The organism is Micromonospora sp. U21 (assembly GCF_018070045.1).
Taxonomy (GTDB): Bacteria; Actinomycetota; Actinomycetes; order Mycobacteriales; family Micromonosporaceae; genus Micromonospora.
In genome coordinates this window covers 17,390-31,340 of the sequence record NZ_JAGPYK010000039.1, presented here as the reverse complement: position 1 = coordinate 31,340, position 13,951 = coordinate 17,390, and the positions used below count along the sequence as shown (strand labels likewise).

9 protein-coding genes and 1 tRNA gene are annotated in these 13,951 nt (G+C 66.9%); 7 read left to right on the top strand and 3 right to left on the bottom strand.

What is annotated here, in order from left to right:
• The first annotated feature begins 143 nt into the window (after nucleotides 1-143).
• The 3 genes from KBX63_RS30985 to KBX63_RS30975 all read left to right on the top strand — a co-directional run bounded on the left by KBX63_RS30985 (nucleotide 144) and on the right by KBX63_RS30975 (nucleotide 4,078).
• On the top strand, nucleotides 144-1,331 hold the full coding sequence (locus tag KBX63_RS30985; RefSeq protein WP_210917405.1) for a HEAT repeat domain-containing protein: 1,188 nt from the start codon (nucleotides 144-146) through the stop codon (nucleotides 1,329-1,331).
• Between the two features lie 203 nt (nucleotides 1,332-1,534).
• Nucleotides 1,535-2,353, top strand: coding sequence for a CPCC family cysteine-rich protein (locus tag KBX63_RS30980; protein ID WP_210917404.1), 819 nt, complete (start codon nucleotides 1,535-1,537; stop codon nucleotides 2,351-2,353).
• A 933-nt stretch (nucleotides 2,354-3,286) separates the two neighbouring features.
• On the top strand, nucleotides 3,287-4,078 hold the full coding sequence (locus tag KBX63_RS30975; protein WP_210917403.1) for a hypothetical protein: 792 nt from the start codon (nucleotides 3,287-3,289) through the stop codon (nucleotides 4,076-4,078).
• 86 nt (nucleotides 4,079-4,164) lie between these two features.
• On the opposite strand, the gene KBX63_RS30970 is transcribed toward KBX63_RS30975, so the two are convergent.
• Nucleotides 4,165-5,175 carry a hypothetical protein gene (locus tag KBX63_RS30970; RefSeq protein ID WP_210917400.1) on the bottom strand — a complete coding sequence of 337 codons (1,011 nt, stop codon included), beginning with the start codon at nucleotides 5,173-5,175 and terminating at the stop codon, nucleotides 4,165-4,167.
• An 898-nt stretch (nucleotides 5,176-6,073) separates the two neighbouring features.
• Complete coding sequence (locus KBX63_RS30965; protein WP_210917398.1) at nucleotides 6,074-7,039, bottom strand: YafY family protein; 966 nt, start codon at nucleotides 7,037-7,039, stop codon at nucleotides 6,074-6,076.
• A gap of 93 nt (nucleotides 7,040-7,132) precedes the next feature.
• Between KBX63_RS30965 and KBX63_RS30960 the strand changes: the two genes are divergently transcribed.
• From KBX63_RS30960 to KBX63_RS30950, 3 genes are all read left to right on the top strand, one after another.
• Nucleotides 7,133-7,504: a VOC family protein gene (locus tag KBX63_RS30960; protein WP_210917395.1), complete on the top strand. Its 372-nt coding sequence runs from the start codon at nucleotides 7,133-7,135 to the stop codon at nucleotides 7,502-7,504.
• Between the two features lie 1,024 nt (nucleotides 7,505-8,528).
• Nucleotides 8,529-8,918, top strand: coding sequence for a hypothetical protein (locus KBX63_RS30955; protein ID WP_210917393.1), 390 nt, complete (start codon nucleotides 8,529-8,531; stop codon nucleotides 8,916-8,918).
• A 277-nt stretch (nucleotides 8,919-9,195) separates the two neighbouring features.
• Nucleotides 9,196-10,434 (top strand): IS701 family transposase, encoded by a 1,239-nt coding sequence (locus KBX63_RS30950; protein WP_210917438.1) that lies wholly within the window; start codon nucleotides 9,196-9,198, stop codon nucleotides 10,432-10,434.
• A gap of 330 nt (nucleotides 10,435-10,764) precedes the next feature.
• Here KBX63_RS30950 and KBX63_RS30945 read toward each other — a convergent pair.
• Nucleotides 10,765-10,848: transfer RNA gene (locus KBX63_RS30945), tRNA-Leu, on the bottom strand.
• Between the two features lie 233 nt (nucleotides 10,849-11,081).
• On the opposite strand from KBX63_RS30945, the gene KBX63_RS36560 reads away from it, so the two are divergent.
• Nucleotides 11,082-13,829, top strand: coding sequence for a tetratricopeptide repeat protein (locus KBX63_RS36560; protein ID WP_307871897.1), 2,748 nt, complete (start codon nucleotides 11,082-11,084; stop codon nucleotides 13,827-13,829).
• The last annotated feature ends 122 nt before the right edge of the window (nucleotides 13,830-13,951 follow it).

Here is a 13,951-nt window from a genome sequence, read left to right as displayed (position 1 = left end):
GCACGACCGAGGGCCGACTCAATCGGGTTGCGGTGACACTGGGTAGCGCGCGTTGTCTGCGGCAGATCCGTGCATGATCCACAGACCCTGCGTGCCTGGATGCGGTGTTCCACCGCCGGGTGGTCGCGTGGCATGGTGACCGGATGATCGACAGCCGTGGGGCGTTGGAGGCTGTGGTCCGGCATGCCGTGGAGCTTGAGGACGATTACGACGACATCGCGCCAACCGTCACGGCCCTGACGGAGTGCGGGGACACTGCCTTGGTACCCCGGCTGCAGGAGGTACTACACCGGTTCCTCGACGAGGGGAACTTCTACGGCCGGGACCTGATTGCCGGTGTCTTGGCCGGCATCGAGGGTGCGGCGGCGCTGCCGGTGCTGCTACGCGCCTCGGCGCGCGATCTCGGGGACGACCAGGACAGTTTGCAGGCCGAGATCATCGAGCTGCTGCACGCAGATCGGGCGACCGGCCGCCGTGTGGTGCGTGATTTCGCCGCGGGTGATACGCCGGAGCTGCGCCGTGTGGGGCTGTGGGCGCTCGGGTTCGTGGTCGAGGCACAGGATGTCGAGCTGCTGGCCGCGGCCGTGACCGATGCCGACGCGGAGATCAGGTCCATGGCGGTGGGCTCGATCCCTGACCCAGCCGGCGACGACTGGGCGTTCGGCGCGCTCGTTCTGGCGTTGCGTGACCTGGACGAGCAGGTACGAGTGTCGGCCGCGAGCAGGCTTGGCTACACCAACCGGGTTGACGCGGTTGCACCGCTCGTTGCCCTCGCCGCCGACCCGATACCGCGGGTACGGTCCATGGTCGCCTACGCACTCGGGCGACTCGGCAGTCACGAGGCGACCGGGGCTCTGCAACGGCTCCTCCACGACTCCGACCGGCAGGTCCGCGAGGACGCTGCGGAGGCACTCGGCTCGGTCGGAGGGCCGGCGGCGGTCGATACGCTACTGGCGTTGGCTGCCGACCAGGACCCGAAGCTGCGCGTCCAAGCCGCACAGGCGCTCGCGAAGGTGGCCGACTCGGATCCCCGCGTGGTGCCGCAACTCACGATGCTGGCAGGAGACGGCGAGGCCGCAGTACGGGCGGCGACCCTCAGCGGACTCGCCAGCGCCGGTGGCGGGGCTGCGTGGCACCGGGGGCATCTCTTGGTCGAATTGGTGGACGATCCGGATCCAATGGTCCGTCAGCGGGTCGCAGTCGTTGCACGACATGTCGCGCCTGACGCCGCCCCGGACATCCTCCGCCGGTATACCCTCGACCCTGATCAGACCCTGCGCCGACTTGCCGCCACCGAACTGGACCGACTGACCAACCCCACCGCTCGCTGACCCGGCAGCCCACAGTCAGCGATCCGCTGGTGAGAGCGTCGTGGACGTTCCCGCGAGGCTGTCCGCCCGGGCCCGGGTGTTCGCCACCGGTCAGGGCCCCATGACCGACCCGGTCGACGCCCACAGCGTCGCTGTGGTCGCCCTGCGCACCGAAGGTCTGCGGCTGCCATTGGTGCGGCACGGGTGTCGGGCACACTGATCGCATGGACCTCCCGTACCCGTGTGTCTGTTGCGGCTACCGCACGTTGGGGGATCCGCCGGGCTCACACGAAATCTGCCAGGTGTGCCGCTGGGAGGACGATGTTTACCAGCTACGTTGGCCGTATCGGGCAGGCGGTGCGAACAAATCCTCGTTGATTGACGCGCAACGCAACTTCGGCAGGTACGGCGCCTGTGACGAGGACAGCCTCGTCGAGAACCGAGCCGACCCGGCCGACTACGACCGAGAACCGCACTGGCGGACGATCGACCTTCAAGGGGACCGCTTCGAGCCAGGCGGTGGCGCCCTGGCGGCTTGGCCGGATGATCGGACCGTCCTGTATTGGTGGCGCCGACGCACGGGCCGGACTTGGTGGGACGACACGCCGGCCATCGGTCTCCCCGAGCCGCCGGTAGACGACGCCGATCCAACCGGCTTCGCCGAGGCAGTCCGCGCAGTCGCATCTGTGGCAACCCCGGCCGATCCAGACAATCTCTCGGGCATGTCGATCGATTTCGACCACTACCTGTTCCGGTGCCCATCGATCCGGGAAGTGACCGTGACGACAAGCCCCGACCCTGCCCAGCAGATCACTGCTGTCTGTATCGCCGAACCGGCGGCAGCACCGATGCGTGTCGCGGGAGAGGTCGAGCAAGCCTGGCTACGCGACCTGCGGTACCGCCACTGGGAAGTCCACCGGTTACGCACCAAGGCGACGACCGTCGAACTCGACGTTGCCACCCGCGTCGATGAAGACGGTTACTACATCACGGGGCTGATCGTCGTGCGGTGGCCGTCCACTCGAGGCGGGGACCGCTCGTGACAGCGGCCTCGCGCAATGCTTCGTCCACTCGCGAAATTGATTGAGACGCGGTGGGCAGCCGCTCTTTGACATGTGCGGACGCCGCCCTACCGCTTCCGCGGGAGCACCAGCGCTGACGCCTTCGGTGCCGCCGAAGAGGTCACCGTTCAGGAAGCGCTGCCCAGAGGTTCGCCAGTGGGATCTGGGTCTCAGCTCGCGGGATCCCTACCGACGCCAACGCGACGACAGCCAGAGCCGTGCATCGATTCGGGCTGGCCTCGTGATTGGCGTCGGCAGCCCTCAGTTCAACAGCCAGCACCAGCCAGTCGGAGGGCTGGAGGGTTGACCTCTTCGGTATCCACTGGGAGGTCACGCCGCACCGCTTGACCGCATCACCGCAGGTCAAAGCCCTCGTCTCTGTCCGGCGTCGGTGAGCACTTCGGGCGCGCTGACCTCTTCGCCAACCTGCACCCAATCTGCTCCCAGTTGCAAGGCCAGGCCCGACCAACGGCTCCTTACCGCCTCGACCTGCGCACACTGCCCCATCAGGCGACATAGAGCACCGTCGACTGCTGCCCAAAACCGGGGAGCACTCTGCGGGAAACAGGACGCTGCACCCCCTCTGAGCTGCGGCAACGTAGAGCCACAGGCAGGGGTGGGTGCAGTTGAGCGCCGTTCGACGCCGTTGGACGCAGTTCAAGGCCGTTCAGGGCACCCTGCTGCTCCCAACCTGCTCCCCCTAAACCGGGCTCGCACCCGCCGCCGATCGATCGTAAGCTGGCGGCCCAGCGCGTTGGTTGGCACCAGCGCTGGCTCCCGCAGACGCATCGGTCGATCGGGGAGCACGCCCACAATCGCCGCGCCTTGTCAGCTTCATTCGAGTGCGGCAGTCAGCGCGTTCTACGGGTAACTTGCAGGGCCGAACGACTTGCCTGATGTTGCTACGATCCGGCGGTGGGTGAATTAGTTCGCAAGCATGGTGGTCCAGTGAAGGCTGGCGCTGCTGTCATAGGCACACTCGCCTCGGCAGCTCTCGCTCAGGTCACGGGAGAGGCTTTGGCGAGCTCGGCGGCAGGCGCCGCATTAGGCGCGCTAGTTGACGACCTTGGCACCCGCCAGCTTAGCCGATCAGAGGAACGCCGCATAAAAACGGCTGCGACGGCGGCAGCGAAGAAGATCCGCGAGAGATACGAAGCCGGCGACGACTACCGCGACGATGGCTTCTTCAAAGGCGACCCGTATCAGCGATCGACTTTTGAGGAGGTAGCCGAAGGCGTCATGCTCTCGGCTCAGCGCGAACATGAGGAACGAAAGACACCTTACCTCGGTAACCTGATTGCCAATCTTGCCTTCGACTCTATCGTAGATCGGACGACCGCGAATTGGGCTATCCGGACTGCGACGGAGCTCAGTTGGACACAGTTTGCCCTCCTCTCGGCGGTCGGCCGGAAGGATCGATCCTTTCCCAACACCACTATCGGCCAGAATGCTGGATCCTGGGAGAGCTGGGCAGTACATGAAGCCCTCGTCGACCTCACCCAAAGCCGGCGAGGGCTGATTAAACCTCGGAAGCCTGAAGGTCAGCATTCCTTCCCTCGTTTCTCTTACTCTCCGAATGAGATGGAATTGGACTCTGGAGGTTTGAGCCTCTTCGAGGGAATGTCGCTCGATGAGATCCCCGACGTCGATATTGACGAGGCGATGGAAAACATGATGCAGCTGCGGCCGACGGTCATAGCCGATTAACAATACAATGAAGGTCGCCAAGAAAAGCGCGCTGCAGGTCGCACTGTCGTCGGCAAACTCGCTCGTTCGACCCCCGTGTGCCTAATTCATTGATTAATGACGAGCTGCTGATCAGGATCCGCCTGACCGCCCGCCGAAATGCTGATCGAGATTGTGTGCCTCGGCAAAACCCTGAGTGGCGCAAAGTTGACGTTTCGTCCAGCCAGAGCTCCGATCGCTTGAGTTACCGCTTCGTCGCCGGCCAAGATCCCATCGACAATCCGTGACCGCTTCGAATCAAGATGAGCGTGGTTGACACCGAACGGCATGCCGGATGGCAAGTCCACAAATCTCTTTGCGTCCGCAAATTCCAGAGTCAGCAGCCAAGACAGCGGGATCGTAGACTTAAAGATTCCCCCATGTATCTGCGCAAGCGTCTTGGGCATTGCGTCGACCTTTGCAACAAAAACTCCGGCGGCCAACGTCTGGCCTCCCGCTTCAAGCTCACGGTGGAGTGCAAGCCCGCGCGCGAAGTCGAAGATCTCACCGTTTACCGAGAGGTTGCGCAGATGTGCCAGCTTCGCGGCGGTCAGCTTGTCTAGAGACGACGGACGCGGGCAGTAGAGGAGGTAACTGACGAGATCGCATTCAAGTAGCTCGTTGAGATTCCTGATGCGGCTATGCTGCTTCGAGTCGAACGAGTCGAATCTCGAGGCCTCAGAGTAATGAACTCCTCTAGCTTGTGGAAACAGACGCTTCGCCTGGAGGAGCAGGGAGCTGGTCCAAGATTCGGTCGGCACGAAACGGTCCTGATATTTAAGCACCATGCCGATGTCCGATTGCGTAACCCAGTTTTCCACCTGTGCCGAGTACTGGTGTGTCTCGATAGTGAAGTCAACGCTCACAAGCGGCATGGCCAGACCGAGGTCGCGACGAAGCTGCTCCAGCGAATAAGACAGACTATACTCTTCCGAGTAGTCCTCGTCGAGAAGGTCACAAAGCTCGCGCGTAATAGCCGACTCGTCCCATGGAACCTTGCGCATGAGCTTACGAGCGACGGAAGAATCGATGCCATCGAGGAATCTCAGAAGGGGTGGAAGCGCGGCGACTGGAAGCATCCGACTAGCTTAGGATATTGGAGGCAGAGCGCGAAGCCACGCATCGGCGGGCACAATACTGACAGCCGGGAGCGCCATGGTTGAGGTCTCCGGAGTCGCCGAAGAGGTCTCCCAGCAAGAAGCCCTGGTCAGAAGGTTTGCTGGTGGGATTCGAGTCTTAGCTCCCGGGATACATACCGCCAGCAGCACGGACAGCCCAGAGCTGCACGTCGATGGGACCGACTCTCTTTACTGGGCGTCTGAGGGCTCCACGCCGACGGCCGGCACCGGCCAGGTGGGGAGCAGCAAAGCTTGACCTCTTCGATCTTCTCTGGGAGCTCACGCTAGACCGCTCGCCCGCATCACCGCAGGTCAACACCCGCCACCCTGTCCAGCATCGGTGAGCACTTCGGGCGCGCTGACCACTTCGCCAACCTGCACCCAATCTGCTCCCAGTTGCAAGGCCCGGCCAACCAACGGCTCCTTACCGCCTTGACCTGCGCAACCTCCCCCGCCAGGCGACATAGAGCGTTGCCATCCGCCGCGCAGAACCGAGGAGCACTCCGCGGGAAACAGGACGCCGCACCGACTCTGACCTGCGGCAACGTAAAGCCGCAGGCAGGGGTGGGTGCAGTTGAGTGCCGTTCGGCGCCATTGGGCGCAGTTCAAGGCCGTTCGGGGCACCCCGCTGCTCCCACCCTGCTCCCCCAGACTGGGCTCGCATCGGGCCGCCGCCCGCCGACCAATTGTGAGCTGGCGGCCCGGTGCTTTGGTTGGCACCAGCGCTAGCTCTCTCGCAGCCGCATCGGTCGATCGGGGAAGCACGCCCACGATCACCGCGCCTTGTCAGCGGCATGAGAGTGAGTTGGTCTTGACGTCAGGGTGGTGTGCATCCTCGCGGAAAACCAGGTATTGCTGGTCAGGACGTTGGTGACGGCGCATAGTGGCGGGCAAGGTCGGCGGCGAGGGCGCGGAGGTAAGCCCTGGCTTCGGTGGGGCCGTGTACCGTGATGGCGCCTCCGAACGGCAGCAATGCTCGTACGTCCTCAAGATGCATGAAGCGAATTCTCACCTTGTGGCCGGTGGCGAATTCTTCATGGTTGTCCCGGACGAGTCGTAAGCCGAAAATCCGTTGCGCTCGCTCGATCTGGGACTGGTCGATGGTGGCGCTGACCTCTATCGCGTGGTTGTGTGCCCACTGATCAATGAGCGCTGCAGCGACGGTGGCCAGGGTTTGGTTCTCGCGGAGCCGTCGTGGCTGGTCGACTTCTTTCCACGTGGTGATCCGTTCGAGTCGGTACATCCGTGGCACTCGGGCACAGTCGGCAACGAGGTACCAGATGCCGGCCTTGGCGAGCAGCCCGTAGGGATCCACGACCAGGTCGCGTGGGCATGACTCGCGTGGGCTGTCGTACACGATCCGTAGCTGGCGACCTCGCCGCACTGAGCCGATTAGCGAAGCCGGAGTCGTGCCGGAAGCTCGTGTCTGGTGCCAGGGACGGCTGTCCACGTGCACGACGTCGGTGAGCGGCAGGAGCTCATGAACTCGACGTGACTGTGTAGCGGCGATCTTGGCGAGCGCGCGTCGGCTTTCGGCCGATGCGTTGAGCTCCGCGCGTTGCTTCTCATCCAGCCCGATGAGTGAGAGATGATCACGCTCGCCAGGCGTGAGTCGCGTGAGGTCGAGCCCGGACCCTGGCAGCATGGTCACGCCGCCGAGGCGGCCCCGGTGTGCGGTCACCGGCAGACCTGCGTCGCGGAGCCAGTTCAGGTCCCGGGTGATGGTTCGGAGGGAAACCCCGAGCGCCGAGGCAAGTTCCTGGGTGGTCGCGCCATCCCTCGAATCGAGGAGCAGCATCAGGGCGAAGAAGCGGTCCGGGGTCACACACCAAGTTTTCCAGGAAATTGCGACACCATACGGCGCATAGTCCGGCCAGGCTGGTGGATGCGTACCTACGACCTGTGAGAAGGAACAACCATGACCACCACGTCCGTCGTATCCATCGTCTATGTGAACGACGCTCCCGCCGCAGCTCGTTTCTACGGCGACCTCCTCGGCATGAGCCCCTCGTTCGAGACTCCGGGATACATCACCTTCGACCTCGGGCCGGGCGCTGACCTCGCTCTATGGTCCGGCCAGTTCGAGGATCTGTCGCCGAACGTCCCGCGTACCAGTGAGGTTTGCCTGGCCATCGGCGGCGGACGACCCGACGAGATCAACGCGATCTTCAAGCAGTGGCAGTCCAAGGGCGTCACGATCCTGCACGAGCCTCACGACGCGGGGTTCGGGCTGACCTTCCTCGCAGCCGATCCTGACGGGAACCGCATCCGAATCGCACCGAAGGACTGAAAGGCCACAATGCGGCAGGCGCGCACGTCAGGTGTCGCGCCTGCCGTTGTCTGACTTCGAGAGGACGACGAGTGCCCCACGTCGACGGTGCACTTCTCGAAGGTGCACACCTGCGGGCTACCGCGATCTTCTCGGAGGTCATCTTGCTGGGCCAGCCACCTCGGCGCGTAACTGACATCCGGTGAGTGACATCCGCGCTGCCAGTCGGGTGAGAAGTCTCAGCTCAACCTGCTCCAGTAACACTCATAGGGAAACAGCAGCGAACGCGCTCACATCGACATGAGCGGACGCCGCCCTACCACCTCCGCGGGGCGCCAGCGCTGCGCCTTCGGATCCGCCGAAGAGGTCACCGCTCAGGAAGCCCTGCTCAGAGGTTCGCCAGTGGGATCTGGGTCTCAGCTCGCGAGATCCGTACCGACGCCACCGCGACGACAGCCAGAGCAGTGCACCGATGCAAGCCGGCCTCGTGATTGGCGGGCGGCAGGCCTCAGTTCAACAGCCGGCACCAGCCAGTCGGGAGGCTGGACGCTTGACCTCTTCGGTATCCACTGGGAGGTCACGCGCACCGCTCGCCAATACCACCGCAGGTCAGAGCCCTCGTCTATGCCCGGCGTCGGTGAGCACTTCGGACGCGGTGACCACTTCGCCAACCTGCACCCAATCTGCTCCCAGGTGCAAGGTCGGACCAACCAACGGCTCCTTACCGCCTTGACCTGCGCACACCCCCCACCAGGTGACATAGGAAGTTGTTGATCGCAGTCCAGAACCGCAGAGCACTCCGCGGGAAACAGGACGCCGCACCGCCTCTGAACTGCGGCTTCGTGGAGCCGCAGGTTAGTACTCCAGCAGGTCCGAACGGATCTGCTGGAGTACTACCCGGAGGGCACTGTCGGCAACCGTGTGCAAGACAACCGACAGGGATCGGGGTAGCTAAATCTCACCGACGTGGCTAAATTGTCACAATGTAAGCCGACCTTCGTCTTATCGGCAACGGGGGCGGTCAGCGGAACGACGGGGAGGACGAATGATCGTCAAGCGTAAGCTCATGGCAGGGCTGGCCACCTTATTGCTGTCGATTGGAGCCGGCGCCTTCGTGGCGACAACTCCGGCTCAGGCGGCTCTTGCAAACTGTCCGTACTATGATGTCCCGGGGTTTTGCCTGTATGGCATTGAGGGCTTCCCCTCCGAGCAGGGGCCGTACCCCGGGAACACGCCCCGCAACACGTGCATCCAGCTGGCGGACTTCGACGACGACGACGTCTATAACCTGACCAACACGAGGTGGTACGTGTTCCGCACCACCACCTGCAACGGCTCCCACGGGGAGATTCCCCCAGGCTACGTGGGCGAGCTCCCGCTCGGCTATGACCTCGGACAGACCCACGCGATCATGCGAACCAGCAGAACCAGCTAATCCCCAGATCAATTTCATCGTGCCGTCCGCGGGTGAGTGGTACTGACTGTCGACATCGGATAATTGTCGATGTCACTCAGACATGAATGCCACCCCATTGCACCTCGACTAGTACTCCAGCAAGAGATCCGTTCGGACCTGCTGGAGCAGTGTGGTTTTGTCCGTGGGCATGGAGCAGCCACCGCTGAGTCTCGTGGTTGTGTGGACCCAAGCTCCGGCGGTGGCTGCCGCCTACAAGGTAGACGCCCAGCGATGGTCTGGGCTGTTCGACGAGCTGATGGACGTGATCGGGTCGTGCTTCGGTCGGCCTGAGCCCCGACGGCGGGTGCGGGACTTCATGGCTGGGCTGCTGGCACCGCTGCCGACCAAGAACTGCTGGACGATCGCGGAACACGCCGGCGACGACGGGCCAGGTGGCATGCAGGACCTGATCGGTCGGGCCAGGTGGGACGACGCGCGGGTCCGTGCTGACGTGCAGGACTTCGTCGCGGCCAAGCTCGGGCACCCGGACGGGGTGCTGGTCATCGACGAGACCGGTGACCTGAAGAAGGGCATGCACACCGTCGGGGTGCAACGGCAGTACTCCGGCACCGCCGGGAAGATCGAGAACTGTCAGCTCGCGGTGCACCTGTCCTATGCCTCACCGCTGGGTCACACCCTGGTCGACGTTGCTCTCTACCTACCGAAAGCCTGGGCCGACGATCCCGCGCGACGGGTGGAGGCAGGGGTGCCCGACACGATCGGGTTTGCCACGAAACCCCAGCTGGCACGACAGTTGATCGACGCCGCCCTCGCCGGTGGGCTGCCATGCCGATGGGTCGCCGGTGACGAAGCCTACGGCGGTGACCCGCACCTGGCCGCGGCCCTGCGCAGCCACGAACTGGGTTACGTCCTCGCGGTCGCCTGCTCGCACCGGGTCCCGACCGGACTCGGCATCCAGCGGGCGGACCAAATCGCCGCTGGTCTGCCGAAGCGGGCGTGGCAGCGGATCTCCGCCGGTCAGGGGGCGAAAGGGCACCGCTACTACGACTGGGCGTTCGTCACCCTGTCCCTGGCCGCCGAGCAGCATGACGGTCACCACTGGCTGCTGATCCGCCGCAACCGCGCTACCGGTGAGCTGGCGTTCTACCGCTGCTGGTCACCCAAACCAGTTCCGCTGCACCACCTGGTGGCCGTCGCCGGCCGCCGCTGGAGCATCGAGGAATCGTTCCAGGCCACCAAGACCGGCCTTGGCCTGGACCAGCACCAACACCGCCGCTGGCGGGCCTGGCACCGCTGGACCACCCTCGTTATCGCCGCACACGCGTTCCTCGCCGCCGCCGCAGCGGCCAGCACCACCCGCCCGGACGGCTTGATCCCGATCACCGTCAACGAAGTCCGACGGCTGTTCCACGCCCTGATCATCGAACCCGATCGACGCGTCGGCGATGTCATCGCCTGGTCCATCTTCCGTCGCCAGCACCAAGCCGAAGCCAAGATCAGCCACTATGCCCGACAAGCCCTCACCGAGCCCTGAAACGGATCTCCTGCTGGAGTATTAGGGGTGGTGCTGTTGAGCGTCGTTCGACGCCGTTTGACGCAGTTCAAGGCCGTTCAGGGCACCCTGCTGCTCCCAACCTGCTCCCCTAAACCGGGCTCGCACCGGCCGCCGATCCCGGATGAGCCGACGAGAGATCACAGCCCTCGTGAGCGCGCTCGGCGACATCACCACCGTGCTCCGCAACGCCGACCCAGCCGACAAGGCCGAGGTCTACCGGCAACTCGGACTCCGGCTTACCTACCGGCCTGAAACGCAAACGGTGCGCGCTGCAGTCGATCTCAGCGCGCACCGTGGGGCAATGGTTTGTGTCCGAGGGGGGACTTGAACCCCCACGCCCTATACGGGCACTAGCACCTCAAGCTAGCGCGTCTGCCATTCCGCCACCCGGACTTGCTCGTTCAGCCTACCTCGCCGACCTGGATGATCTTGACACCCGATGGCCGGCCGGCGGGCCGCACGGGGAGTTACTGTACACGCCACTCGTGGATCATGCACATCGCCGTCCGACCCCCCTGTCGAAGTGTTCCGACCGCTGCTCAGACCGCCTCACGAGGGGTCACCGACGCACCGGCGAAGGCGTGTCCGGGTAGCGTCGGGCGGCCCTCTGACGGCAGCATTGCCACGTGCCCCATCCCTCTCCTCTGGCAGCCGCCCAGCACCGGGCCCTCGCCCTGCGCGCCGCGGGCGACCTCAGCGCCGCCCGGCAGCTGCTCGCGGAGGCCGTCGAATCCGCCCGCGCGCCGTACGGCGAGGATCACCCCGAGGTGCTGCACACCGCGCACCTGCTGGCACGGCTGCACCGGGAGGCGGACGACCCGCTCGCCGCCCGCCGGCTGCTGGAGGAGGCGTTCGCGGCGGGCGAGCGGCGTTGGGAGCACTCCGATCCGGCGATGCTCGCGCTCGCCTTCGAGCTCGCGGAGGTCGCCGAGGAACTGGGCAACCGGCACGAGGCCCGCCGCAACTACACCCGCGTCGCCACCGCCGGGCCCGGCGTGCTCGGGGAGCACCACCCGGCGGTACGCGCCGCCCGCCACTACCTCGGCGAAGCCGCTCCCGCACCGGCCGCGCCGGCCGAGCGGCACCCGTCGCCGCCAGCACCCCGGCAGGCCCCGGACAACCGGTCCGCCGATCCCGTTGCGGCGGACGATGCCGGGACCCGCTCCGCGCTGTCCGGTCCGACGCTGTCCCTGGCGACCATCGCCGCGATGCGACCATCGGCGGGCAGCCCTCCGGCCGCCGCGTCTCCCTGGGCGCCGCCGCCACCGCCGGCCACGCCCCGGCCGACCCCTCCGGCGGTACGCGCACCCGCCGCACCACCGCCACCCACCGACGCCGGTGCACCGCCGGTACCGGCTCCCGCCCCCCGTGTGACGCCGGCCCAGCCGGCAGCCCGACCGGCGCCGACCTCCGTCACGCCGGGCCCACCGCAGCCCGGACCGCCGCCGCCCCCGGCACGTCCCGCGCCGCCGCCGTCAGCAACTCCCGCGCCCCCGCCGCCGGCACCTCCCGCGCCACCGTCCCCGGCACCTCCCGTGCCGCCGCGCCAGCGCACCGAGCAGCAGCCGGGACCAGCCCGACCGCCGGTCGACCCCTCGCCTCGTCCACGGCCGGCGAGCCAGCCGACGCAGCCGCAGCTGCTGGTCGGACCGCAGCAGCCACCCCCGCCCCTGTCCGGATCACCGGTGCCGCCACGCCAGCGGGTGGGCGACCAACCGCAGCACCCAGCGATCGACGCGCCTCCCCCGCCGACGCCGGCGTCCGCCGCCGCGCCGTCAGCCGCGACGGTCCCACCGTCTCCGGCTCCCCGGTGGGACAACCCGACGATCCAGGTTCAGCAGATCGAGCCGCTGCTGGCCGAGGAGACGGCCCGGGTCGCAGCCACACCGGCCGAGGCGAGCGGATCAACCAACGCGGTGGGCGGGCCACCTGCGGGAAGCACCCCTTCCGACCCGACGCACCCGGTGAGCGCGCAACCCAGCCACCCGGTGAGCGCACCACCTGGCCACAGCCAACCCGTCTCCGCACCACCCGGCCAAAACCACCCCGTGTCCGGCCCGCCCGGGCACCCCTTCCCCGTGTCGGGACCGCCCGGGCACCCTCACCCCGTCTCCGGACCGCCCGACTACCGTCAGCCGGTGTCCGGACCACCGGGCCATCCGTATCCCGTGTCCGGACCACCGGGCCAGCCCTTTCCGGTGTCCGGGCCGCCGGGTTACGGCCAGCCCGTCTCCGCACCACCCGGCCACGACTACCCGGTGTCCGGCCCACCCGTCTCCGCACCGCCGGTCAGCGGGCCGCCCGTTCCGCCATGGGGGTTGACCGCGCCACCGTGGGGCCGCACCGCGCCACCGCAGCCGTCGCCCACGGCCGGCAACGGCCCTGCGGGCGGGTCCCAGGTGGACGGGCACCGGACCGACGCGCAGGCTGAGGTTGAGCCAGGTGGTCTCGGTGCCACGGCGATGCCGCCGGCCTCGTCGGACCGTGCGACGGGCGTGACGCCGCCGGTCCCGACCGAGGTGTTCCCGCCCGTCGGGCCGGGCAGCGGCGGTCCGGCAAGGCCCGGTGCGGTCCTCGCCCAGCCGGACCTGACCGCCCGACAGTCGAGCCCCGTCGCGGCTCCGATTGAGATGGCAGCGTCCGCCTGGTCACCGAGCGCCGATCCGGCCCCGACGACGCCGGTCTCCGGCGGGTACCCGGAGCCGGTACCGACCCTGCCGGACGCGGCAGCACCGGGTCCCATCGCGTCACCGGCCACCGCAGCCCCGACCTACCCGCCGCCGTTCACCTCCGCGCCGACTCCCGAGCAGTACCCGATCCAGGAGCAGTACGCGGCCCGGCAGTACCACCCGGGTCAGGAGGTGTACCCGGGCCAGCAGTACCACCCGGGTCAGGACGGGTACCGGCCGGCGTACACCGATGAGGGGTCGAAGGGCCGGGGCCGGGCGACGGTGATCGGCGCGGTGGTGGCCGCCGGTGTGGCCGTGGTGGCGGTGGCCGGCCTGGGCGCGGTGGTGCTGAACCGCGACGACGCGCCGCCGACGACGACCGGGACCGCACCGAGCACGGCGGCGCCGACGGCGGCCGGGCCTCCGCCGGGCGATCTGAAGCTGCGGGACGAGTCGGTCACGATCACGCTGACGTGGACGGACCCGTCCGAGGGTGCGGTGCCGTTCATGGTCGCCGGTGGCCGGGCCGGGCAGGCGCTGGGAGTGATGGCCACGGTGGACCCGGGCCGGACCAGCTACACGGTCAACGGCCTGAACTCCCGGGTGGACTACTGCTTCACCGTGCTGGCGGTCTACTCCACCGACAGCTTCGCCACCTCGGGGCAGGTCTGCACCGAGCGGGAGCGCAGCACTCCGCCGAGCTGAGCTGGGCGTCCACAACGCACACGCTCGGTATCCACAGGGGTGACCGTGCGGGTTCCCCCGCCACCGGCCGGGCCATATGATGGCACCCGGCTCAGGGGAGGGGTCGCCGCGAGGCGCGCCAC

Bases quoted from the DNA above. Each gene is read 5' to 3' on its own strand.
- KBX63_RS30950 (WP_210917438.1), top strand. From the start codon at position 9,196: ATGGACGTGATCGGGTCGTGCTTCGGTCGGCCTGAGCCCCGACGGCGG.
- KBX63_RS30960 (WP_210917395.1), top strand. From the start codon at position 7,133: ATGACCACCACGTCCGTCGTATCCATCGTCTATGTGAACGACGCTCCC.
- KBX63_RS30970 (WP_210917400.1), bottom strand. From the start codon at position 5,175: ATGCTTCCAGTCGCCGCGCTTCCACCCCTTCTGAGATTCCTCGATGGC.
- KBX63_RS30985 (WP_210917405.1), top strand. From the start codon at position 144: ATGATCGACAGCCGTGGGGCGTTGGAGGCTGTGGTCCGGCATGCCGTG.
- KBX63_RS30955 (WP_210917393.1), top strand. From the start codon at position 8,529: ATGATCGTCAAGCGTAAGCTCATGGCAGGGCTGGCCACCTTATTGCTG.
- KBX63_RS30980 (WP_210917404.1), top strand. From the start codon at position 1,535: ATGGACCTCCCGTACCCGTGTGTCTGTTGCGGCTACCGCACGTTGGGG.